Source organism: Citrobacter sp. RHBSTW-00859, assembly GCF_013729795.1.
Taxonomy (GTDB): Bacteria; Pseudomonadota; Gammaproteobacteria; order Enterobacterales; family Enterobacteriaceae; genus Citrobacter; species Citrobacter braakii.
This window is the reverse complement of sequence record NZ_CP056284.1, coordinates 1,716,935-1,741,628: the sequence shown is the minus strand read 5'-3', so window position 1 is coordinate 1,741,628 and position 24,694 is coordinate 1,716,935. Positions and strand designations below refer to the sequence as shown.

Below are 24,694 nucleotides of genomic sequence, written 5' to 3'. Positions count from 1 at the left end.
GACAGCATTTGCTGTCCCTTTGTTCTTTTCAGCCCTGGCTGCTGAGGTAAAAATCATCCACCAACAGAGATTCCAGATACAGCTCATCCTCACGCATAAAATGCGTTATGACGTTAACCGCCTGAGGATAAACCCCCTCTTCGTCCCGGTGTAAACAACTTTCCCGTAGCAGGGGTGCCCAGCACATAATGTGATGATGCAAAAAGTAATATTGCGCCGATAACGTCTCCTTTTTGGTAACCATTCTCGCCATCAGTGCCAGCTGTACAGCAATATGGTCGGCAGGCTCGTTGTCCTGCGGTGTCAGCCCATGCTCGACTAACAGCACATTCATTTCCTTGCGTTCTTCAGGCACGGTCGTATGCGGATAATGCCCCGCATAAGGAGAAACACCGCCAGGAGGTGCCAGCAAAAACAACGAGGCATAGTCCGCCGCCAGCTCCAGCTGTCGGCTTTCCCGGCGCAGCGTCCGAACGAGACTACGTTCCAGGTTTTTGACATCAACGGATAACCCAGGGATAGCCGTCAACGACGCCAGCCACTTTCGGCTTTCCCCGCTTTCCAGGCGGATGAGTTGCTCCTCGTCCAGCTCGCGGAACAGCAGTTGCGAAAACCACTGGTACACCGCCGCCCGCTGTTGATGAATGTGATTATGCTGCACTTGCCCCCTCCTCTTTCACAACCTCCGGCCCGCCAAAGCCCGTGACCTGCGGGGCATTCTCCTGGTATCGCTCCACCTCGACCAGCACCGTATGCGCCGAAGGCCCCTGCGCCAGTTGTGATGTACCGATATCCGCACTCAGCACATTCGGATCGCCATAAGTGCATAATGTGCCCGCTTTCCCGCCTTCCTGCGGCGAATACCACGCGCCTTCATGAATCCGGACGACGCCAGGCGCGTAATCCGGGCTGATCACCACCCCGGCCAGCACCTGGCCTCTGGCGTTAAACACGCGCGCAATATCCCCGGCTTTCAGGCCACGTGCGCGGGCATCCGACTGGCTCATGTACAGCGGCTCTCTTCCTGCCACCGCATAGGTGTTACGAAACGCCTCGCTTGAGCACAACTGGGAGTGCAGACGTTTATCCGGATGGCAGGACTGCAGATGCAGCGGATATTTATCTGTTTTGCTGCCATGGATACGCTCAAAAGGTTCCATCCACACCGGATGCCCCGGGCAGTCCTCGTAGGCAAAGCCCGCGATGGTTTTGCTGTAAATTTCAATCAGACCAGAGGGTGTTCCTAACGGGTTGATATCCGGCTGTTCGCGAAATTCTCCGTGACGCACCCACGGCTTCCCGGCAGGATATTCAATGTATCCTTCGCCCTGCCAGAAGCTCCCGAAGTTCGGCATACTCACGCCAAGGGACGCTCCCGTTTTCGCGCCCTCATCATAAATGGCTTTTATCCACTGCATTTCATCCCGCTTTTCGCGGTATGTCTCTTCCTGACCAAAGCGTTTGCACAGACCGGCAAAGACATCAAAGTCATTTCGCGCTTCAAACTGCGGTTTAACCACCTGATGTATCGCCATCAGCCCTTTATTCGAGTGTGTACCGAACTGCTCAATGTCATTACGCTCAAAGCGCGTGGTCACAGGCAGGACGATATCGGCAAAACGACAGGATGCTGTCCACTGATGATCCAGAACGACCACGGTTTCCAGCTTCTTCCACGCCTCGATCATGCGGTTACGATCCTGCTGCGCATGGAACGGATTGGCGGCGCTGAAAATCGCCATTTTGATATCAGGGAAAGTTAATGTTTCACCGTTGAAAGCGATCTTTTTGCCTGGCGCCAGCAGACAATCGATCATTCGCGAGGTAGGAATATGCTCTGAAGCGCCGCGGAAATCCGCTTTGTATTTCGCGGCCGGGGGATTGTTGATGCTCCCGAGGCCGGACAGGACGGGACCGGCAGAAGTGACCGTCCCGCCGCCGTTATAGTGCCAGCCAAACCCTACTCCGCCGCCCGGCAAGCCAATTTGGCCAACCATGCTGGCCAGCACCACCAGCATCCACGGATACTGCTCGCCATGGTGCATACGCTGCACGCACCAGCCGCCCATAAACTGTGTCCGGCCTTTGACCAGCAGGCGGGCGAAGTCGCGGATCTGCTCCGCCGTCAGACCGCAGATTTCCGCCGCCCATTCGGCATTTTTCGGCTGCTTGTCGCTTTCCCCAAGCAGATACGGCAAGAACTGTTCAAAGCCCACGGTATAATCGTTAATGAACGCCACGTCATACAGTTTTTCTTCGTACAGGGTATGCGCCAGCGCCAGCAATAACGCGACATCCGTTTGCGGTCGTAGCGCCAACTGCTCACAGCCAAGATAGTTTTGCGACTTGCTACGCACCGGATCAACGCTGATAACGCGCATCTTACCCTGCGCAACCGCTTCTTTAATCTGCTGCCAATAACCAAACGCATCGTGATCGGGAACCAGGAACTCGATCTGCAGATTCTTGATCGGATCGCAGCCCCACAGCACGATGGTTTGGGTATTTTCGATAACCAGCGGGAGTGACGTTTGCTGCTCATAAACTTCCAGCGAACCAATCACATGCGGTAAAATCACCTGCGCTGCGGCTGCCGAGTAGTCGCCGACGGTCGTTACATAGCTACCGTGCAAGCCGAGTCCCCGATCCATCGCGCCGCCGGCCTTATGATATTTGCCAACAATTTGCCAGTCCGCCAGCCCGGTAAAGACGCCAGAAGATCCGTAGGTCTTTTGTACTCGTTCAAGCTCCTCATAGAACAGATCCAACGCCTGATCCCAGCTCACACGGACAAAGCGATTATCGCCGCGCTGGTTGCGATCTGACTTTTCACGCTTGCGCAGCCAGTCCAGCCGCACCATCGGGTAGCGCACACGCGATGGGTTGTAGACCACCTCCCGAACGGCATTGAGCATATCGCAGGGGTATTTGTCATGTTTGAAGGGGCGGGTATCGACCCATTCACCGTTCACGACTTTGGCTTCAAAAGCGCCAAAGTGCGAGCCAGACTGGATCCATTGCTCCGGGTTTTCACCCGCTGCCCAGACTTTTGAGATCAGTGGATTTGGCCCTAAAGCGCTGACGGCACCGACTGCCAGCATTCCGCTTAAAAACCGTCGACGTGACGGATTAAAATCATGAATATCCATAAATTATCCTTTTGAATTGTTAGGTTGAGGTATATCGCTGGCGTGAGTCTGGAGATATTTCAACAACGTACGGTCTTCCACCGGATTAAGCCGGTAGTAGGTGGACATGGATTTCAGTCCGGCGATCCAGCCATTCGCGGAATAACGGGTCGGCGGCGGCGTGCTGTGGCAAGCGCTACAGGTGGATTGCAACATCTGATCGGCGTATTGCCAGAGGGGGTCAATATTGTCGGTAAACCCCTCCGCCGAACTCCAGGCTGTCACGCTGACCTGCTGCCACTCCTGATGCGACTCCGGATCAACCTGAGTTTGCTCAACCTTCACGTTGCTCATCAGCGAGGCATCTAATACGGCAGCAAAAACGCGTTTACCCATATACTGGGTAATCACCCGTCCCCGTCCTTTGCTTTCCCGCCAGCCGGTCAGCTCTATCTGAAGGTTTTTTCCTTCTCTTTTCAGCACACGCACTTGCGTTGCCGGGTACAGCATGGCTTTACCTGCCGGACTCTCTGCTGTCGCAGTCAGTGATTTTTCGCCTAACGAATACAGCGTCGTCGCCGTGGGTAACTGCTCTCCCTGACGCTGCAGCTGCTGGTAACGATCGCGAAAACCGCTGCTCATATCGGGTTTGTGATGGGCAATGCCTTTGTGACAATCGATACAGTTACTGTCTTTTGCCGCCGCCGTGGTCATTTGCGCCGCTGCATTTGCCGATTGCTTGCCGTGATCCATCGCCTCGTAGCTATGGCAGGATTTACACGCCGCTGAATTATTCGCGCTCATGCGCGCCCATTCTCGCTGGGCCAACTCCGCCCGCTTTGCGGCAAATTTTTCCGGGGTATCGATCGAAGGAGAGATAAAGGTGTGGTAGAGGTCGTTTAAGGCTTGCGTTTTACGAACCAGCGTTGGGACGATGCCTGGCGGAATATGACAATCCTTACACTCCGCACGCACACCAGAAGCATTACGAAAATGCACGCTGGTTTTATACTCCTCGCCAGATGTGCGCATCGAGTGACACGATAAACAAAACTCGGTAGAACTGGTGTAATGAACGCCTTGCCACGTTCCCCAAATAGCCAGGGCCATTGCTACCGCCCCGGCGAATGCGCACCATAGTGCGTTTTTTCTTATCCACGACATGCTTGCCTCCATTTTTTTAATAGCGACACGCTAAGGGATAATAAAAATCAAAAATAGAGACAGCGAAGGCAGATTATAGGAACAGCATCCACTCTATGAGGTTCGTCAAATAGTAAAGAGCAGAAGTCCGTAATATAATTACCATCTATAAATAAGGAATTTATCATGCTCAAACTGACTCTCGATAGAGAAAGCCGGACTCCGCTGCAGTTGCAGATATTTCAATTTTATTTACAGGCCATTCAGCGGGGGGATTTGCTGTGTGGAGATAAACTCCCCTCTATTCGCGAGCAGGCTCAGGCATTGAACATTGCCAAAATAACGGTGGTGATGGCCTATGATAAGCTGGTGGCGGCTGGATTAATTAAGAGCCGACACGGCATTGGCTATGAGGTGATATTCACCACGCCTGTACGTGTAACCCCAGCGCATGTGTCCGTACCCCAGGGCTCTCCGCCAGTAACACCAAAAGCGGCCGGGGTCTCTACCGATGTTTACGCAGAGCCTGGGCGGGAGTGCTACTGCCGGATGGGCGTCCCCGATCCCAATGCTTTTCCCTGGGCAAGCTGGCGAAAATGGAATAACGCGCCAAGCGTACTTAAAGAGCAATTGTTTACCCGATATCATTCATCAAATGGATTATTTTCACTGCGTGAGCAACTAGCCAGGTACCTTAATTTATCTCGCGGCATTAATACCCGGGCGGAGAACATCATCATTACCAATGGGATTCAGGAAGGATTGTCGCTGCTCAGTCAAATATTTATTGTTCATCATGCCGTCAGTCAGCAAAAAAAGTGCCACGTTGTAGCCGAATCCCCTTGCTATTCTGGCGCATGGCATCTGTTTAATTATTACGGTGCAGACATTACGTCAATTGCTGTAGATAACCACGGGCTGCAAACAGATAAATTACCCGCATATGAAACCCAGCTTTGCTATGTGACTCCGGCTCATCAGTATCCAATGGGAAGCGTCCTTTCGCTGGAGCGCCGTCAGTCATTATTGACGTGGGCGCAGCGCGTCGGCGCTTATATCCTTGAAGACGACTACGATGCTGTTTTTACCTATGGCGAGAACCCCCTTCCTGCCCTGAAAGCTATGGATTATCACAACCGGGTTATCTACATGGGGACATTTTCCAAAACGCTGGGGCCGGGAACGCGTCTTGGCTATCTCATTTGTCCTGATGAACTGCTCCCGGCAGTAAAGAATATGAAAGCGCTCAACAACAACGGCAGTCAGTGGCTATTGCAGCAATTTTTAGCCGAATTAATGCAAAATCAGGTGTTTTACTCGCACATCAGCAAGCTGGCCTGCAACTATGCGGCGCGCCTCAATCTGTTACGCGATGGCCTTTCTGTTCTGTTTCCGTCAGGGAAAATCGCTGGCGCAACGGCGGGTCTGCACCTCTCGTTACGCGTTGACAGACACCCAGATATGATAGCCAGGCTGCAACAGCGCTGCCTGCTGGCAGGGATCCGCTTTGACACTCTGCCAGATATAGAAAATGGCTCAGGAGCCGCATGGCGTAGGGAGAATAGCGATGCTGTTATGTTTTTCGGGTTTGGCGGATTGCAGATACAGCAGATCAAAAAGGTGCTGTCGGTACTGGAGCAGGCGCTAGCGCAGCCTTGATGAATTTCAGGGATCGCGCCTGCGGCACAATCCCTGTTGTTACCCTTACAGCAGATCGCGGAACTGCGTTTGTTTTAACGCCAGTTCAACGCCGCGAACTTCCGCCAGCCCTTTCAGACGACCAATCGCGGAGTAGCCTGGGTTGGTTTTCTTGTGCAGGTCGTCAAGCATCTGGTGTCCGTGATCCGGACGCATCGGGATAGGACGCAAATCGCCCGCCTTTTTACGGCGCTGTTCTTCGCTCAGGATGGCAGCAACCACCGATACCATATCCACATCGCCTTGCAGGTGCGCACCTTCGTGGAAGGTTTTCGGGTTATCTTCACGGCAGGTGGAGCGCAGATGCGTGAAGTGGATTCGATCGCCAAAGGTTTCGATCATTTTCACCAGATCGTTATCGGCGCGCACGCCGTAGGAACCGGTGCACATGGTGAAGCCGTTATTGATGCTGTCGACGGTTTCTTTCAGCCACTGCATATCTTCGATAGTCGAAACAATGCGCGGCAGGCCGAGGATCGGACGCGGCGGATCGTCAGGGTGGACAGCCAGACGCACGCCGACTTCTTCCGCCACAGGCACAATCGTCCGCAGGAATACCGCCATATTATCGCGCAGATCGTCTTTGCTGATGCCGTCATATTCAGCGAGGCGCGCACGGAACTGATCCAGCGTATAGCCCTCTTCCGCACCGGGCAGGCCGGCAATGATATTGCGGGTCAGCTTTTCGATATCGGCATCGCTCATAGCATTGAAGTAATTCAGCGCCTGGCGTTGTTCTTCTACGGTGTAATCCGCTGCGGCGCCTGGGCGCTGAAGAATATGCAGTTCGAAGGCCGCAAAAGCAATCTGGTCAAAACGTAGCGCTTTGGAGCCGTCCGGCAGCTGATATTCGAGATCGGTACGTGTCCAGTCGAGGATCGGCATGAAGTTATAGCACACGGTATCGATGCCGCAGGTCGCCAGATTACGGATACTCTGCTGATAATTGGCAATCCACGTTTGGTACTGGCCTGAACGCGTTTTGATATCTTCGTGGACAGGAATACTTTCCACCACCGACCAGGTCAGCCCTTTTTCAGCCAGAATAGCCTGACGCTGTTGAATCTCTTCTACCGGCCACACTTCACCGTTGGGAATGTGGTGCAAGGCGGTCACAACACCCGTTGCGCCAGCCTGACGCACATCATCAAGCGATACCGGATCGTTAGGCCCGTACCAACGCCAGGTTTGTTCCATTGTTTCACCCCACAAGTTGTTATACCAAATTAAACTACCCGAATGACGACTACCATACAGCCATCCCGAAGATGTTCAACAGATGGCCTATCATTGATTGATCCAGCTCACATTCCCCGGATAAATAAGGCACACCAATTCAATTTGCTGTCATATAACTTTATACTGCCATTGTTAATTAATGGTTAATCAGGTGTATTTAATGAAAACTATTGCCTCAGCGCCACTGGCGGAAAATGTCATGATGCCGCGGTACGACCGCCAACAATTAAAAACGCGGATTGTACATTTTGGTTTCGGTGCTTTTCATCGCGCCCATCAGGCGTTATTAACCGACAGGGTGCTGAATGCGCAGGGCGGAGACTGGGGGATTTGCGAGATTAGCCTGTTCAGTGGCGATCGGCTGATGCATCAGCTTCGCGAACAGGATCATTTATTTACCGTGTTAGAAAAAGGGGCTAACGGCAACCAGCCTATTGTTATCGGTGCCGTTAACGAATGCCTGAACGCCACGCTGGATTCGCTGGCGGCCATTATTGAAAAATTCTGCGAGCCTCAGGTCGCGATTGTCTCGTTAACCATCACGGAAAAAGGCTACTGCATCGATCCGGCGACGGGTTCGTTAGATCTCTCTAATGCGCGTATTATTCACGATCTACAGACACCGGCTGAACCGCACTCCGCCCCCGGTATAATCGTAGAAGCGCTGCACCGCCGACGTGAACGTGGACTTCAGCCGTTTACCGTCCTCCCCTGCGATAACATCCCGGACAATGGTCATGTGGTAAAAAATGCCGTACTGGGGATGGCGGAAAAACGCTCTCCTGAGCTGGCGCACTGGATCCAGGAGCACGTCAGTTTCCCGGGTACTATGGTGGATCGCATTGTTCCCGCCGCCACCGAAGAGTCGCTGGCTGAAATCGCCCACGAGCTTGGCGTTGCCGATCCTTGCGCAATCAGCTGCGAGCCGTTTATTCAGTGGGTGATTGAAGACAACTTTGTCTGTGGTCGTCCGCAATGGGAAACCGCGGGTGTCCAGATGGTTGAAAACGTCTTGCCGTGGGAACAAATGAAACTGCGGATGCTGAACGGCAGCCATTCGTTTCTCGCTTATCTCGGCTATCTGGCCGGATTCCAGCACATCAGCGACTGTATGCAGGATAGCGCATTTCGTGAAGCCGCTTACCGGCTGATGCTCACCGAACAGGCCCCCACGCTGCAAATTACCGATGTTGATTTAAACCAGTATGCCTTAAGCCTGCTGGACCGCTTTGCCAACCCGGCGCTGAAACACAAAACCTGGCAAATCGCGATGGATGGTAGCCAGAAATTACCCCAGCGAATGCTGGAAGGGATACGCGTTCATTTATCACGTCAAAGCGAGTGGCCGCTGTTGGCGCTCGGCATCGCAGGCTGGATGCGCTACGTGAGCGGTGTGGATGATTCAGGCGCTACGATTGATATTCGTGACCCGCTCAGTGAGAAAATTGCCGCTCTGGTGGCACAGAGCACTGAATCAGAACGCGTCAGCGCCCTGCTTTCGCTGCATGAGATTTTCTCCGCCGATCTCGTACAGAATCCGCAGTTTGTCGCGGTCATTCAGCAGGCCTGGCAACGTATTGCCCAATACGGTGCACATCAGGCTGTCATTGAAACGTTAAAAAATTAACGATTTCTGCCATTAAACAGGACGAAGCACGTCTTCGTCCCCTCACCCCTTCTCTTTTTCCCCATTTTTCGCCAGGATTGTTAAATGCCATTACGGTAATTTATGATTCTGGAGTAATTGTGACTAAAACCAATCTCATCACTGGTTTTCTCGGCAGTGGCAAAACCACCTCTATTCTTCATCTATTGGCGAACAAGGATCCCGCAGAGAAGTGGGCCGTGCTGGTCAATGAGTTTGGTGAAGTAGGTATTGATGGCGCCCTGTTAGCCGACAGCGGCGCATTGCTAAAAGAGATCCCCGGCGGCTGTATGTGCTGCGTTAACGGTCTACCGATGCAGGTTGGCCTCAATACGCTGCTGCGTCAGGGAAAACCCGATCGATTGCTGATTGAACCCACTGGCCTCGGACACCCTAAACAAATTCTGGATTTACTCACCGCACCAGTTTACGAACCGTGGATCGATCTGCGCGCGACCCTCTGTATTCTAGACCCCCGGCTGTTAATGGATGAAAAAAGCGTCGCCAATGACAATTTCCGCGATCAGCTGGCCGCCGCAGATATCATTGTTGCCAATAAAGCCGACCGCACCACAGCGGAAAGCGAAAACGCCTTACAAACCTGGTGGCAACACTACGGCGGTAATCGCCAGTTGGTTCATGCCGACCATGGGCAAATTGACGGGCAGTTACTGGATTTACCCCGACTAAACCTGGCAGAGCTTCCTGCAAGCGCAGAGCACGCCCATAGCCATGCAGACAAAAAGGGACTGGCGGCATTGAGTCTGCCGTCACAGCAGCGCTGGCGGCGCAGCCTGAACAGCGGCCAGGGCCATCAGGCCTGCGGTTGGATTTTTGACGCCGATACGGTGTTCGATACCATCGGTCTGCTGGAATGGTCCCGTCTTGCCCCCGTGGGGCGCGTGAAAGGTGTCATGCGTATAAAGGAAGGGCTGGTGCGCATTAACCGCCAGGGAGACGACTGGCATATTGAGACGCAAAACGTCGCGCCACCGGATAGCCGTATTGAACTCATCGCCGATACTGAGACCGACTGGAATACGCTACAGAGTGCATTGTTGAGACTTCGTTTAGACGCTAACGCGTAAGGTTGCCTTCGTTTTTATAGCAATGGTAAACGATGATGAAAACCCGATACCCTCTTATTCTCCTACTCAATATTGCGGGGCTGACGCTGTTTCTGTCCTGGTATCTTCCTGCCGGACATGGGATCTGGTCTTCATTGGATACGGGCGTTTTCCGCTTCTTTAACCAGAAACTGGTGGAAAGCCCGCAGTTCTTGTGGATTGTTGCTATTACCAATAACCGGGCATTTGATGGTTGCTCATTGCTGGCAATGGGCGCCTTGATGCTGCATTTTTGGCTGAAAGAAACGTCGGAAGGTCGCCGACGCATTGTCGCTATTGGCCTGGTTATGCTGCTCACCGCAGTGGTATTAAATCAGTTAGGCCAGGCGCTTATTCCCGTTAAACGCGCCAGCCCTACTCTGATGCTGGATAATATTTATCGCGTCAGCGAACTGCTGCATATTCCGACTAAAGATGCGTCCAGAGACAGTTTCCCCGGCGATCACGGTATGATGCTGCTTATTTTTTCCGCATTTATGCTGCGTTATTTCGGAAAAGTCGCCGGAATAATCGGCCTTATTATCGCTGTGGTTTTTGCCTTTCCACGCATAATGATTGGCGCTCACTGGCTCACCGATATCGTGATCGGTTCCATGACTGTCGTCTTGATTGGTCTGCCCTGGTGGCTAATGACACCGTTAAGCGACCGATTAGTCACTCTGTTTGCGAATTATCTGCCCGGTAAAAACAAACATTTTTTAAACAAATAACGCAGAGTAATTAACATCATCAGGGAAAACTCTGATTCCCTGATGATGCTTGTCGATATTTCATCATTCTGGCTGTCATTCTCCTGTCATTTTATTCATCTTTAAAATGATTGGGTTGCGTCTTTTTTATCCCGATTGTTCTTAATTTAGGCAATGCCGGTTATTCACTTTCTGTATCAATTTTTCTTATAAGAAATCACGTAAATTCACTCGCAATGACCGGACCGATCGGGTAATCTCGAACTCGTTTTGCCTCGCGGGATAATTATTCTCTTCAGGAATAAATTTGTGCGTTCTGCCACAGATTTGACCTTAAAGAATTGTCTCATCGTGCGATGGTAATTAGTCTCGTCACGTTTGGCATTTTTTATAACGATATTTATCGTTAAGGACTTCAAGGGAAAACAAACAAAATGGTCAAATCTCAACCGATTTTGAGATATATCTTGCGGGGCATACCCGCGATAGCAGTTGCGGTTCTGCTTTCTGCATGTAGCACAACGAACACCGCCAGGAATATGCATTCTGAGACGCATGCTGTGGGCAATGGAGATAACTCTTCACTGCAAGCCTCTCAGGATGAATTTGAAAATATGGTCCGTAATATCGATGTTAAATCACGTATTATGGACCAGTATGCTGACTGGAAAGGCGTGCGTTACCGCCTTGGCGGCAGCACCAAAAAAGGTATTGATTGTTCAAGCTTCGTACAACGTACGTTCCGCGAGCAATTTGGTTTAGAGCTTCCTCGCTCAACCTACGAACAACAGGAAACGGGTAAATCCGTTTCGCGCACTAACCTGCGCACAGGCGATCTGGTTCTGTTCCGTGCTGGCTCCACTGGCCGTCACGTCGGTATTTATATCGGCAACAACCAGTTCGTACACGCCTCGACCAGCAGCGGCGTTATCATTTCCAGCATGAACGAACCTTACTGGAAAAAACGTTACAACGAAGCTCGCCGGGTCCTGAGCCGCAGTTAATTTCGTTTGGCAGCTATCCCTTGGCTATCCTGATGAGACATTTTGAAAAGCACTGCTTCGGCGGTGCTTTTTTTTTGCTTTGTCTTGTGACTAAGAAAAATCTCACAAGGTGAGTCATTTCAGGTTATATTCATACAGAATAAGCGGTTAACTCAGGTAAACATAAGGAACTATGTTTAAACGCTCCTCTTCATCCAATCAGAAAATCCTGCTTTCCTGTATGTTAACGGGGCTTATCGTCGCGCTCCTGGTGAGTACCCTGCAATTTTTCGTGACCTGGCATAAACGAGACATTAAGTACGACACGCTCCTTTCCGATATCCAGAATTATGTCAGCAGCTACTTCGCCGATCTCAAATCCACCACAGATGACCTTCAGCCACTGGTCGCCAACAGTTGCCAACAAGTCGCTGCTCAACTGACCTCCAGCGCAGCCTTTAGCCTCAACGTTCGCGCATTTTTACTGGTCAAAAACGGCATTGCTTTCTGCTCCTCCGCAACGGGCGCAATGTTCACCCCGATTTTAGATCTGGTCCCAAGCCTCGATATCAGCAGAAATATTGATGTGGAATTACTCCCCGGTACGCCCATGATGCCGAACAAGCCGGCGATAATGATTTGGCACCGGAACCCATCGTTCACTGATAGCGGCGTGTTTACCTCACTGAATATTAATCTGGCCCCTTATCTGCTTTATACCGCCCGACAGGATGATTTTAACGGTATTGCCATAGTCGTCGGTGATAACGCGATTTCAACATTTTCATCACGGATTATTGATGCCTCCGCTCTGCCCCACTCTCACTGGCGGCAGGCGACCGTGGAAGGTATTCCGCTACAGATTCGTTTATATGCCGATGAGTGGACCTATACCGATGTCTGGTATTCGATTATGTTGGGATGCATGGCGGGGATTATTGCTGCGCTTCTTCTCTGGTACTACATCTACACCATCCGTTTACGTCCGGGCAAAGATATCCTCAACGCTATCAAACATAACCAGTTTTATGTGGTGTACCAGCCCGTGGTAGAGGTGCAGACACTGGAGGTGAAAGGTGTAGAGGTGTTATTACGCTGGAATCATCCGACAACGGGTGAGATCCCACCGGATGCTTTTATTCACTACGCCGAATCCCAGAAAATGATTGTCCCGCTGACCCAGCATCTCTTTATGTTGATAGCCCAGGACGCACCGATGCTGCAAAAAGTGTTACCCGCTGGTGCAAAATTGGGGATCAATATCGCGCCAACGCATCTGCACGGCGAGACGTTTAAAGACGACATTCATCACCTGCAGACCTCGCTTCCCGCAAACCATTTCCAGATGGTGCTGGAAATCACCGAACGGGATATGCTTAATCAACACGAAGCCACAAAGCTTTTTGAATGGCTTCATTCCGCAGGTTTTGAAATTGCCATTGATGATTTTGGCACCGGTCATAGCGCGCTGATTTATCTGGAACGCTTTACCGTTGACTACCTGAAAATCGATCGCGGCTTTATTAACGCCATTGGAACAGAGACCCTGACCTCTCCGGTTCTGGACGCCGTGTTGACACTCTCTAAGCGTCTTAATATGCTGACGGTGGCTGAAGGGGTTGAAACGCCTGAGCAAGCCCGTTGGCTGCGCGATCGTGGGGTGCATTTTTTCCAGGGATACTGGATTAGCCGACCATTAAAACTTGCTGATTTCGTGCGTTGGATGGCGCAGCCCAATAAGCCGACGTGGTGATCGCAGTATGCGAATCATATACTCTCACTCGCCGCCACATCCCTTATCTTTCAGGCATGATGCCCGTCGGGTTGTGGCAGGAAAAGGAAATCGCATTTAATGATCCCTCGCGTATTGCTGCTGTTTATCACCCTCATCGGGTTTAGCGCCGAGGCGCAGTCCATCAAAGAAAGCTATGCTTTTGCCGTACTGGGCGAACCGAAGTACGCGTTTAACTTTAATCACTTTGATTACGTCAACCCTGCGGCCCCCAAAGGCGGGCAAATCACCCTCTCCGCCATCGGCACGTTCGATAACTTCAACCGCTATGCGATGCGCGGTAATCCCGGAGCACGTACCGAAACGCTTTACGATACGCTGTTTACTACCTCTGACGATGAACCTGGCAGCTATTATCCGCTCATCGCCGACAGCGCACGCTATGCTGATGACTATTCCTGGGTAGAAATCGCCATCAATCCGCGAGCGCGTTTTCACGATGGCTCACCCATTACTGCCAGCGATGTCGCATTCACCTTCCACAAATTTATGACTGAAGGCGTGCCGCAATTTCGCCTGGTCTACAAGGGAACAACGGTAAAAGCGATCGCGCCATTAACCGTACGTATTGAATTAGCCAAACCGGGTAAAGAGGACATGCTCAGCCTGTTTTCATTACCCGTGATGCCAGAGAAGTACTGGAAAGATCATAAGCTCAGCGATCCCTTATCATCGCCTCCGCTCGCCAGCGGTCCTTATCGCATCACGAAATGGAAGATGGGTCAGTACATTGTCTATTCGCGCGTCAACGATTATTGGGCCGCTAATCTGCCCATCAACCGTGGCCGCTGGAACTTTGATACCATCCGCTACGACTACTATCTGGATGACAACGTCGCCTTTGAAGCGTTTAAGGCCGGGGCGTTTGACCTGCGTCTTGAAAACGATGCTAAAAACTGGGCGACACGTTATACCGGTAAAAATTTCTCGAATCATTACATCATCAAAGATGAGCAAAAAAACGAATCCGCCCAGGATACGCGTTGGCTGGCGTTTAATATTCAGCGCCCGGTGTTCAGCGACCGACGGGTGCGAGAAGCCATCACCCTGGCATTTGATTTTGAATGGATGAATAAAGCTCTGTTCTATAACGCCTGGAGTCGGACCAACAGCTATTTTCAGAATACCGAGTATGCCGCTAAAAATTACCCCGATGCGGATGAACTGGTGATACTTGCGCCCTTGAAAAAAGATCTCCCTCCTGAGGTCTTCAGCCAAATTTATCAGCCGCCGAAATCAAAAGGCGATGGCTACGATCGTGACAACCTGTTGAAAGCCGATGCCTTACTGGAGCAGGCCGGATGGGTACTTAAGGGACAACAGCGCGTAAACAGCGCCAACGGTAAACCCCTGAGCTTTGAACTGTTGCTCCCGGCGGGCAGTAACAGTCAGTGGGTGCTGCCGTTCCAGCACAACCTGCAGCGCTTAGGCATTACAATGAACATCCGCCAGGTTGATAACTCACAAATCACAAACCGGCTGCGCAGTCGTGACTATGACATGATGCCGAGATTGTATCGCGCAATGCCGTGGCCAAGTTCGGACCTGCAAATTCTCTGGGCCTCTGAATATATTGACTCCAGCTATAACGCCCCGGGCGTGCAAAGCCCGGTGATTGATAAACTGATCAACCAAATCATCGCGGCGCAGGGTGATAAAGCCAAACTAATCCCACTCGGTCGGGCACTGGACAGGGTATTAACCTGGAACTACTACATGTTGCCGATGTGGTTTATGGCAGAGGATCGCATCGCCTGGTGGGATAAGTTTTCGCATCCAGCTATTCGCCCCATTTATACCATTGGTCTCGACAACTGGTGGTACGACGTTAACAAAGCGGCGAAACTGCCAGCAGCCAGACGGCAGGGAGAATAAATGGGTGCTTATCTGATTCGACGTCTGCTACTGGTGATCCCAACGCTTTGGGCCATCATCACCATCAACTTTTTTATCGTGCAGATTGCCCCCGGTGGTCCGGTTGAGCAGGCCGTCGCCGCTATTGAGTTCGGACAAAGCGGGGCATTACCCGGCGCGGGTAGTGAAGGCATTCGCGCCAGCCACGCGCAAACCGGCGTCGGCAATATCAGCGACAGTAATTACCGAGGTGGCCGTGGTCTTGACCCGGAAGTGATCGCCGAAATCACTCGCCGTTACGGGTTCGATAAGCCTATTCATGAGCGTTATTTCAAAATGCTCTGGGACTATATTCGTTTCGATTTCGGCGACAGCCTGTTTCGTAGCGCCTCAGTGCTGACGCTTATCAAAGACAGCCTGCCTGTTTCCGTCACGCTGGGGCTATGGAGTACGCTCATTATCTATCTGGTGTCGATACCGCTTGGGATCCGCAAAGCCGTTCACAACGGCAGCCGATTTGATGTCTGGAGCAGCGCATTCATTATTATTGGCTATGCCATACCGGCCTTTTTGTTTGCGATTTTACTGATCGTCTTTTTTGCCGGGGGCAGCTATTACGACCTGTTCCCGCTTCGCGGACTGGTTTCCGCCAATTTTGATTCCCTGCCCTGGTATCAGAAAGTGACCGACTACCTTTGGCATATTACCCTGCCAGTGCTGGCGACGGTGGTTGGGGGGTTTGCCGCGCTAACCATGCTGACCAAAAACTCATTTCTGGATGAGGTACGCAAACAGTATGTCGTCACCGCGCGCGCCAAAGGGGTCAGCGAGAAAAACATTCTGTGGAAACATGTGTTTCGCAATGCCATGTTGCTGGTAATCGCTGGCTTCCCGGCAACGTTTATCAGCATGTTTTTTACCGGTTCGCTGCTGATTGAAGTGATGTTTTCGCTTAACGGTCTGGGACTACTGGGTTATGAATCCACCGTATCACGTGACTACCCGGTAATGTTTGGCACGCTCTATATCTTCACCCTGATCGGTCTGCTGCTGAATATCCTCAGCGACATCAGCTACACGCTGGTCGATCCCCGTATTGATTTTGAGGGACGCTAATGTTGCGATTAAGCCCCGTCAATCAGGCCCGCTGGGCGCGTTTTCGCCATAACCGTCGCGGCTATTGGTCGCTGTGGATTTTTCTACTACTCTTCGGCCTTAGCCTGTGTTCAGAACTGATTGCCAATGATAAGCCGCTACTGGTGCGCTACGACAGTAGCTGGTATTTCCCCCTGTTCAAAAACTACAGTGAAAGCGACTTCGGCGGACCATTGGCGACCCAGGCTGATTATCAGGATCCGTGGTTACAGCAGCGCCTGGAAAACCGGGGCTGGATCCTGTGGGCGCCGATACGCTTTGGAGCCACCAGCATTAACTTTGCCACTGATAAGCCCTTCCCTTCCCCGCCTTCTGCACAAAACTGGCTGGGAACGGACGCCAACGGTGGTGATGTGCTGGCACGGATCCTCTATGGCACACGTATTTCTGTCCTGTTTGGATTAATGCTAACCCTGTGCTCCAGCGTGATGGGGATCATGGCTGGCGCAATCCAGGGCTATTATGGTGGCAAGGTGGATCTGTGGGGGCAACGATTCATTGAGGTTTGGTCAGGTATGCCAACGCTGTTTTTGATCATACTGCTGTCGAGCGTGGTCCAGCCAAACTTCTGGTGGCTACTGGGCATTACCGTGCTGTTTGGCTGGATGAGCCTGGTTGGCGTGGTACGCGCGGAATTTTTACGTACCCGAAACTTTGATTACATTCGTGCTGCCCAGGCGCTCGGCGTGAGCGATCGCAGTATTATTCTGCGCCATATGCTGCCCAATGCGATGGTCGCCGCCCTGACCTTTTTACCGTTTATATTATGCGCCTCGATCACCACTCTGACCTCGCTGGATTTTCTTGGCTTCGGCTTACCGCTTGGCTCGCCATCGCTGGGAGAACTCCTGCTACAGGGTAAAAACAACCTGCAGGCACCGTGGCTTGGCATCACCGCGTTCATCTCCGTTGCCCTGCTATTATCGCTACTGATATTTATTGGTGAAGCGGTACGCGACGCGTTCGATCCCAACAAGGCGATTTAAGATGACACAACCGCTGTTAGCTATTGAAAATTTATCGGTAGGTTTTCGCCAACAGGAGACCGTGCGCACCGTGGTCAATACCCTCTCACTGAGGGTTGAAGCCGGGCAAACTCTGGCGCTGGTGGGCGAGTCCGGTTCGGGTAAAAGCGTGACCGCGCTTTCTATTCTACGGTTATTACCGACCCCTCCCGCAGTCTACCTTTCCGGCGACATCCGTTTTCATGGCGAATCATTGCTTCATGCCGATGAGCAGACGCTTCGCGGCGTTCGTGGGAATAAAATCGCCATGATTTTCCAGGAGCCAATGGTGTCGCTAAACCCGCTTCACAACCTGGAAAAACAGCTGTATGAAGTGCTGTCGCTGCATCGGGGAATGCGTCGGGAGGCCGCGCGGGCAGAAATACTGACCTGTCTGGATCGGGTCGGCATCCGTCAGGCGGCCAAACGTCTCGCAGACTATCCGCACCAACTGTCCGGCGGCGAACGCCAGCGCGTGATGATCGCCATGGCGCTGCTTACGCGACCGGAGCTGCTTATTGCCGATGAACCGACCACCGCGCTGGATGTCTCCGTACAGGCGCAAATCCTGCAGCTGCTGCGGGAGTTACAGCGCGAGCTGAACATGGGATTACTGTTTATCACCCACAACCTCAGCATTGTGAAAAAACTGGCCGATACTGTTGCGGTGATGCAAAACGGCCAGTGCGTTGAGCAAAATCGAGCAGCGCAGCTGCTCACTGCGCCAACGCATCCCTACACGCAGAAATTGTTAAACAGCGAACCTTCCGGCGATCCGGTGCCTGTACCTGCCGGGCAAGCTCCATTGCTGGAAGTGGAAAAACTCTGCGTTGCCTTCCCCATCCGTAAAGGTATCCTGAAGCGCGTGGTGGACCATAACGTTGTGGTTAACAACGTCAGTTTTTCCCTCCGGCCCGGTGAAACGCTGGGGCTGGTCGGGGAGTCAGGATCGGGGAAAAGCACTACCGGGCTGGCGCTACTGAGGTTAATCACCTCACAGGGAAGCATTGTGTTCGATGGCCTGGCGCTGCATACCTTAAATCGCCGCCAGCTGTTACCGGTACGTCACCGCATTCAGGTTGTTTTTCAGGATCCCAACTCCTCGCTGAACCCGCGCCTGAGCGTGCTACAGATTATTGAGGAGGGACTGCGCGTTCATCAGCCAACCCTGTCAGCCGAACAGCGCGAAGCGCAGGTGAAAGCGGTAATGGCGGAAGTGGGACTGGATAGCGAAACGCGGCATCGTTACCCGGCGGAGTTTTCCGGCGGTCAACGTCAACGCATAGCCATTGCCAGAGCCTTGATTCTCAAGCCTTCCCTGATCATTCTGGATGAACCAACATCGTCGCTCGACAGAACCGTACAGGCGCAAATCCTGACGTTATTAAAGTCTTTACAGGAAAAGCATCGCCTGGCTTATATCTTTATCAGCCATGATTTGCACGTAGTACGCGCGTTATGCCATCAGGTTATTGTGCTAAGGCAGGGAGAGGTCGTGGAGCAAGGACAATGCGAGCACGTATTTAACGCGCCACAGCAGGCATATACGCGTCAGCTGCTCGCGCTAAGCTGACGCTCAAAACGGATTGTTATTTGAAAACGGCTCTGCGATGGCCACGCCGAAATTTTTCAGTCTGCAGGTCGCGGCAAATTCATCCTGGCGATTAACAAACAGGCACGGCTCTCCTTCGCATTCCAACACGGAACAAGGTACCTCAATGTCGCTGAGGGCCTGGCTGAGTTTATGCATGACTGACCACGCGCTGTCACCATCAGGGCTAAGCAATTTGAGCGCCACCAGGCTGTTCTCATTGCTCTGACCGTTTTGCGGAATCGGTTCAACCTTTGAACCTGCGAAACCCACCGACCAACGATAGCACTGTGGCAGACGATGAACGATTGAGAGTTGTAATGTCATCACTTTCTTTCCCTGGAAGCACAATCACTTCACAATTATTTTACATCAATATTAACACATCATTGACAATACGTCTTTAAACAGTTCGTAAACGTTTACACCCTGACTTTATGCTGCTTTCCGAACCAAATATTTAAATTTATTCAACGGTTCTGGCATATTTCCGCGCTATATGTACTCGTTTCTGCGATCTAACTCAACCTTTTTAACTACAATGATGTGACTTTTTACATAAATTGATTTTACATAAAATAAACATAAGTGGGGAAATTGATAGATTTTCGGTTGATGTACATCAACTCTGGAGGCCCTATCGCCCCCAGGTTGTGTAATAGATCACCGTTTTTTGGCGCGGCTGGCGTAGAGATAGAAGAGAATTGAGCAGGTAGCGCAAAACGCTATCGACCAGATCATCGGCCAGGCCGAGTTAAAGGTCGCCAGTGACAGCAGCGCCCCAACGATGGCGCCAATGCCAAAACGGAACGTCCCTGCCAGCGATGACGCCGTTCCCGCCATATGCGGAAATTCATCCAGAATGACCGCCATGGCGTTGGATGACACCATCGACACGCAGCCAACAAACGCCGCAACGCCCACCACCAGCGCCCAGAAACCAACCCCGAACAGTGCGCTAAAGACCATCCAGCCCGCCATCACGAACTGGATCCACAGGCCAGTACGGAACATATTCAACGCCCCAACCCGACGAACAAAGCGGCTGTTGATGATGGTCATCACGAACAGGAAAACAATGTTCAGCGCGAAGTAATAGCCGAAATGCTGCGGTGAAACGTGGTTGATCTCAATGTAAACAAAAGGTCCGGCGCTCAGGAACGAGAACATCCCGGCAAAACTAAACCCACTGGCCAGCATATAGCTCAGTACACGCTTGTGGCGAAACAGCGAGGCAAAGTTGCCGAGAGTAGTACGCAAGCGAAACGGCTGGCGGCGCTCAACCGGCAAGGTCTCTTTGATCAGCGTAAAGATCATCACCGACGCCAGAATAGCCGCCACGGCGAGGATCCAAAAGATGTAGTGCCAGCTCAGCCATACCAATACCCAGCCGCCCACGATGGGTGCCAGTAAGGGTGCAATTGTCGTGACCAGCATGACAAATGACATCATGCGCGAAAACTCTTCCTTCGGATAGATATCGCGCATCAGGGCGTTGATAACCACGCTCGCCGCAGCCGCAGCCAGACCATGGAAGAAACGCATCACGATCAGTTGATCGATAGTTTGTGCCAGTGCACAGGCAACTGCCGCCGCCGCAAACACCAGCGTCCCGCCCAGAATCACCGGCTTGCGCCCAATGCTGTCAGCCATTGGACCATAGAGTAACTGCCCCACCGCGAACCCAAGAATATAGGTACTGAGGGTCATCTGCGCGCTACCTGCAGGCACACCAAACTGTTCAGAGATAACAGGTAGTGCCGGAAGATACATATCAATCGACAACGGCATCAGCATGGCTAACAAGCCAAGGATAAAGACAATGGCAATTGACGAGTTCTGCCGGGTGGTCACATTTAGCTCCTGAAATTAACGCGGGGTTAAGTTAACGCTGGCGATTTCTTCTTCGGTCAATGGACGGTATTCACCCGGCTCCAGATCCTCATCAAGCTTGATGTCACCAATCCGTTCACGGTGCAGTTCCACAACGTGGTTACCGACGGCGGCAAACATACGTTTAACCTGATGATAGCGCCCTTCGCTGATGGTCAATCGCACCTGAGTTGGCGTAATAACCTCCAGCACGGCCGGTTTGGTCAGGTCTTTCTCATTATGCAGTTGTACGCCATGGGCAAACTGTTCGGCGGTGTCATCTGCCACCGGCGACTCCAGCGTTACCAGATAGGTTTTCTCACAATGGTGACGTGGCGAAGTGATGCGATGCGACCACTGTCCGTCATCGGTCATCAGCACCAGTCCGGTGGTGTCGATATCCAGGCGCCCTGCCGCATGCAGTTTGTAGGCAACCGGCTCATCAAGGAAATAGAGCACTGTCGGGTGATCCGGGTCATCCGTTGAGCAAACATAACCCTGAGGTTTATTCAGCATAAAATAGCGCGGGCCATTTTGTTGAATCAGGGAATTGCCGTCATATTCTACGTCGTGTTCTGGCAGCAGCTTAAAGGCACTGTTTTTGACGATTTCACCGTCGACGGTAACGCGGTTAGCACGGATCTCACGCCCGGCAATAGCGCGGCTGACGCCGAGTTGCTGAGCGATAAATTTATCAAGTCGCATGAGTGTGATTTTTGCCTGTAAAAAACAAGAAGCGGGATTGCGCCCGAAAAGTGGGACGATTATCCGCCCAGTATAGCGGCGTTACACCATCCCTCAAGGGAAATGATTCATGGCATACTATACATTGTTGCTGCTTACCTTAATGAGCCCATGATTTTTACTCTTCGCCCGTACCAAAAAGAAGCCGTGGATGCCACGCTCAACCATTTCCGCCACCATCGCACGCCAGCGGTTATCGTCCTGCCAACCGGTGCGGGAAAAAGCCTGGTGATTGCTGAACTGGCCCGCGTGGCGCGTGGTCGCGTGCTGATACTGGCGCACGTTAAAGAACTGGTCGCGCAAAACCATGCCAAATATCGCGCGCTGGGGCTGGAAGCCGATATTTTTGCCGCAGGTCTGAAGCGTAAAGAGAGCCACGGGAAAGTGGTATTTGGCAGCGTACAGTCGGTAGCGCGTAATCTTGACGCCTTTCAGGGAGAATTCTCGCTGCTTATCGTCGATGAATGTCACCGTATTGGTGATGATGACGAGAGTCAGTATCAGCAAATCCTCACTCACCTGACCAAAGTAAATCCCCACTTACGCCTGCTCGGGCTTACTGCCACTCCTTTTCGTTTGGGCAAAGGCTGGATTTATCACTTTCATTATCACGGTATGGTGCGCGGCGATGAAAAAGCGCTGTTTCGTGACTGCATTTATGAATTACCGTTGCGTTACATGATTAAACACGGCTACCTGACGCCGCCAGAACGCCTCGACATGCCGGTAGTGCAGTATGACTTCAGCCGCCTGCAGGCACAGAGTAACGGCCTGTTTAGCGAAACGGATCTCAATCAGGAACTGAAAAAGCAGCAGCGAATAACGCCGCATATCATCAGCCAGATTGTCGAGTTTGCCCAGACGCGCAAAGGGGTGATGATTTTCGCCGCCACAGTGGAGCACGCCAAAGAAATCCTGGGCCTGCTGCCTGCTGACGATGCCGCGCTAATCACCGGAGACACGCCTGGCGCAGAGCGTGATGTGCTGATTGAAGAGTTCAAAGCCCAGCGCTTTCGCTATCTGGTGAATGTGTCGGTCCTGACCACTGGCTTCGATGCCCCGCACGTCGACCTTATCGCCATTCTGCGCCCGACGGAGTCAGTTAGCCTTTACCAACAAATTGTCGGTCGCGGCCTGCGCCTGGCGCCGGGTAAAACCGACTGTCTGATCCTCGATTATGCCGGTAACCCGCACGATCTTTACGCGCCGGAAGTGGGGGCGCCGAAAGGGAAAAGCGATAACGTTCCGGTGCAGGTGTTCTGTCCCGCCTGCGGGTTTGCAAACACCTTCTGGGGCAAAACAACGGCAGACGGCACGCTGATTGAACACTTTGGCCGCCGCTGTCAGGGGTGGTTTGAAGATGATGACGGCCATCGCGAACAGTGCGATTTTCGTTTTCGTTTTAAAAACTGCCCACAATGCAACGCGGAAAATGATATCGCCGCCCGCCGTTGTCGGGAGTGCGACACGGTGCTGGTTGACCCGGATGACATGCTGAAAGCCGCGCTCAGGCTCAAAGATGCGCTGGTCCTGCGCTGTAGCGGCATGGTGTTACAAAACGGCCAGGATGAAAAAGGTGAATGGCTAAAAATCACCTATTACGATGAAGATGGTGCCGACGTTAGCGAACGCTTTCGCCTGCATACTCCCGCGCAGCGTACGGCTTTCGAGCAACTGTTTATTCGCCCGCACACCCGAACGCCCGGCATTCCCTTACGCTGGATAACCGCCGCCGATATCCTCGCGCAGCAGGCGCTGTTACGTCATCCTGATTTCGTGGTGGCGCGCATGAAAGGTCAGTACTGGCAGGTCCGTGAAAAGGTCTTCGATTATGAAGGACGCTATCGTCGGGCACATGAATTACGCGGTTAATCGTACTTTTGATTGATGTACCAGCCGTTTAAGTATAGAATCTCGCCCGCTTTTGCATACGCAAAGCAGATCACTTACCTGTTGCTGGGTCGCCTGTAGCAGGAATTATTAAAGAGAGATTTAAATGTTTACTATCAACGCTGAAGTACGTAAAGAGCAGGGTAAGGGTGCGAGCCGCCGCCTGCGTGCCGCTAACAAGTTCCCGGCAATCATCTATGGTGGCGCAGAAGCCCCGGTTGCTATCGAACTGGATCACGATGCAGTTATGAACATGCAAGCTAAAGCTGAATTCTACAGCGAAGTTCTGACCATCGTTGTTGACGGTAAAGAAGTTAAAGTTAAAGCTCAGGCTGTACAGCGTCACCCGTTCAAGCCGAAGCTGGCACACATCGACTTCGTTCGCGCGTAATCGCTTACAAGTTGAATAAATATCCTCCGGCATAGCCGGAGGTTTTTCGGATGCGCCTATAAGGCTCTGTTACCAGCCGCGCCCTAACAGGCGCATACGATCTGACATTTGCATCAGACTTCGTTACTTACGGCCCGTAAACGGGCTACCCGCATAAGGGATCGATAACTGCTCACCCATTTTATCTTCTGCAAGCTGGTGCTTTATGTATTCCTGTATCTTCACCGTGTTCTTACCCACCGTATCTACGTAGTATCCCCGGCACCAGAACTCTCTATTCCTGTACTTGAATTTCATATCCCCAAACTGTTCATACAGCATCAGACTGCTTTTCCCTTTCAGATACCCCATAAAGCCGGATACGCTCATTTTGGGTGGGATTTCCACAAGCATATGGATATGATCCGCACAGCATTCCGCTTCCAGGATCCGCACGTTTTTCCACTCACACAGCTTTCTTAAGATGCTGCCTATCGCCCTGCGTTTCTCACCGTAGAATGCTTGTCTCCGGTATTTGGGCGCAAAAACTATGTGATATTTACAGTTCCATCGGGTGTGCGCTAAGCTCTTTTCGTCCCCCATTGGGACCCCCTTTTGATTTCTTGTTAAACATTTGCAGTTGCCAGACCGCAATGTGTTTTAACAAATCAAAAGGGGTTTTAATAACTGGCCCAAAGCTGAAAGCTTTCCGGAACCCCCAGCCTAGCTGGGGGTTTTCTGTGCACAAGAAAAACCCCGCCTCGGCGGGG

At 52.0% G+C, this 24,694-nt stretch carries 20 protein-coding genes; 12 read left to right on the top strand and 8 right to left on the bottom strand.

Features of this window, described 5'->3' with window-relative positions; genetic code table 11:
- Positions 1–28 precede the first annotated feature (28 nt).
- The 3 genes from torD to torC are packed head-to-tail and all read right to left on the bottom strand — an operon-like array spanning position 29 to position 4,292.
- Positions 29–661 (bottom strand): molecular chaperone TorD, encoded by a 633-nt coding sequence (torD, locus tag HV302_RS08595; protein WP_181627204.1) that lies wholly within the window; start codon positions 659–661, stop codon positions 29–31.
- Entirely contained in the window at positions 651–3,149 is a 2,499-nt protein-coding gene (gene torA, locus HV302_RS08590) for a trimethylamine-N-oxide reductase TorA (protein ID WP_181627203.1), read from the bottom strand. The genes torD and torA overlap by 11 nt, the downstream gene beginning before the upstream one ends.
- A 3-nt stretch (positions 3,150–3,152) precedes the next feature.
- Complete coding sequence (gene torC, locus HV302_RS08585) at positions 3,153–4,292, bottom strand: pentaheme c-type cytochrome TorC (protein ID WP_181627202.1); 1,140 nt, start codon at positions 4,290–4,292, stop codon at positions 3,153–3,155.
- 165 nt (positions 4,293–4,457) lie between these two features.
- Here torC and pdxR point away from each other — a divergent pair, with 165 nt between their 5' ends.
- Positions 4,458–5,930: a MocR-like pyridoxine biosynthesis transcription factor PdxR gene (gene pdxR, locus HV302_RS08580; RefSeq protein ID WP_181627201.1), complete on the top strand. Its 1,473-nt coding sequence runs from the start codon at positions 4,458–4,460 to the stop codon at positions 5,928–5,930.
- 45 nt (positions 5,931–5,975) lie between these two features.
- Here pdxR and uxuA read toward each other — a convergent pair whose 3' ends face one another.
- Positions 5,976–7,166: a mannonate dehydratase gene (gene uxuA / locus HV302_RS08575; protein WP_181627200.1), complete on the bottom strand. Its 1,191-nt coding sequence runs from the start codon at positions 7,164–7,166 to the stop codon at positions 5,976–5,978.
- A gap of 202 nt (positions 7,167–7,368) precedes the next feature.
- Here uxuA and HV302_RS08570 point away from each other — a divergent pair, with 202 nt between their 5' ends.
- The 9 genes from HV302_RS08570 to yejF all read left to right on the top strand — a co-directional run bounded on the left by HV302_RS08570 (position 7,369) and on the right by yejF (position 19,030).
- Positions 7,369–8,835: a mannitol dehydrogenase family protein gene (locus HV302_RS08570; RefSeq protein WP_181627199.1), complete on the top strand. Its 1,467-nt coding sequence runs from the start codon at positions 7,369–7,371 to the stop codon at positions 8,833–8,835.
- Between the two features lie 119 nt (positions 8,836–8,954).
- Positions 8,955–9,941 carry a CobW family GTP-binding protein gene (locus tag HV302_RS08565; protein WP_181627198.1) on the top strand — a complete coding sequence of 329 codons (987 nt, stop codon included), beginning with the start codon at positions 8,955–8,957 and terminating at the stop codon, positions 9,939–9,941.
- 35 nt (positions 9,942–9,976) lie between these two features.
- On the top strand, positions 9,977–10,690 hold the full coding sequence (locus HV302_RS08560) for a phosphatase PAP2 family protein (RefSeq protein ID WP_181627451.1): 714 nt from the start codon (positions 9,977–9,979) through the stop codon (positions 10,688–10,690).
- A gap of 413 nt (positions 10,691–11,103) precedes the next feature.
- Positions 11,104–11,673: a bifunctional murein DD-endopeptidase/murein LD-carboxypeptidase gene (gene mepS / locus HV302_RS08555; protein WP_003027474.1), complete on the top strand. Its 570-nt coding sequence runs from the start codon at positions 11,104–11,106 to the stop codon at positions 11,671–11,673.
- Between the two features lie 172 nt (positions 11,674–11,845).
- On the top strand, positions 11,846–13,405 hold the full coding sequence (locus HV302_RS08550; protein WP_181627197.1) for a cyclic di-GMP phosphodiesterase: 1,560 nt from the start codon (positions 11,846–11,848) through the stop codon (positions 13,403–13,405).
- A 99-nt stretch (positions 13,406–13,504) separates the two neighbouring features.
- Positions 13,505–15,319 (top strand): extracellular solute-binding protein, encoded by a 1,815-nt coding sequence (locus HV302_RS08545; RefSeq protein ID WP_181627196.1) that lies wholly within the window; start codon positions 13,505–13,507, stop codon positions 15,317–15,319.
- Positions 15,320–16,414, top strand: a complete 1,095-nt coding sequence (locus HV302_RS08540; RefSeq protein ID WP_016153751.1) for a microcin C ABC transporter permease YejB — start codon at positions 15,320–15,322, stop codon at positions 16,412–16,414.
- Positions 16,414–17,439: an ABC transporter permease gene (locus HV302_RS08535; RefSeq protein ID WP_047359188.1), complete on the top strand. Its 1,026-nt coding sequence runs from the start codon at positions 16,414–16,416 to the stop codon at positions 17,437–17,439. Before HV302_RS08540 ends, HV302_RS08535 begins: the two co-directional genes overlap by 1 nt.
- A 1-nt stretch (position 17,440) precedes the next feature.
- A complete protein-coding gene (yejF, locus tag HV302_RS08530) occupies positions 17,441–19,030 on the top strand; it encodes a microcin C ABC transporter ATP-binding protein YejF (protein WP_047500955.1) in 1,590 nt (529 codons plus the stop codon).
- Between the two features lie 3 nt (positions 19,031–19,033).
- On the opposite strand, the gene HV302_RS08525 is transcribed toward yejF, so the two are convergent.
- From HV302_RS08525 to rsuA, 3 genes are all read right to left on the bottom strand, one after another.
- Complete coding sequence (locus HV302_RS08525; protein ID WP_029139605.1) at positions 19,034–19,378, bottom strand: YejG family protein; 345 nt, start codon at positions 19,376–19,378, stop codon at positions 19,034–19,036.
- Between the two features lie 333 nt (positions 19,379–19,711).
- Positions 19,712–20,902, bottom strand: a complete 1,191-nt coding sequence (locus HV302_RS08520) for a Bcr/CflA family multidrug efflux MFS transporter (RefSeq protein ID WP_016153755.1) — start codon at positions 20,900–20,902, stop codon at positions 19,712–19,714.
- 15 nt (positions 20,903–20,917) lie between these two features.
- Positions 20,918–21,625 (bottom strand): 16S rRNA pseudouridine(516) synthase RsuA, encoded by a 708-nt coding sequence (gene rsuA / locus HV302_RS08515; RefSeq protein ID WP_016153756.1) that lies wholly within the window; start codon positions 21,623–21,625, stop codon positions 20,918–20,920.
- 150 nt (positions 21,626–21,775) lie between these two features.
- On the opposite strand from rsuA, the gene HV302_RS08510 reads away from it, so the two are divergent.
- Together HV302_RS08510 and rplY are read left to right on the top strand one after the other, a co-directional pair.
- Positions 21,776–23,536, top strand: a complete 1,761-nt coding sequence (locus HV302_RS08510) for a DEAD/DEAH box helicase (protein WP_032931694.1) — start codon at positions 21,776–21,778, stop codon at positions 23,534–23,536.
- Between the two features lie 124 nt (positions 23,537–23,660).
- Positions 23,661–23,945: a 50S ribosomal protein L25 gene (gene rplY, locus HV302_RS08505; RefSeq protein WP_016153758.1), complete on the top strand. Its 285-nt coding sequence runs from the start codon at positions 23,661–23,663 to the stop codon at positions 23,943–23,945.
- Between the two features lie 123 nt (positions 23,946–24,068).
- Here rplY and tnpA read toward each other — a convergent pair whose 3' ends face one another.
- Positions 24,069–24,527: an IS200/IS605 family transposase gene (gene tnpA, locus HV302_RS08500; RefSeq protein WP_079778750.1), complete on the bottom strand. Its 459-nt coding sequence runs from the start codon at positions 24,525–24,527 to the stop codon at positions 24,069–24,071.
- Positions 24,528–24,694: the final 167 nt, after the last annotated feature.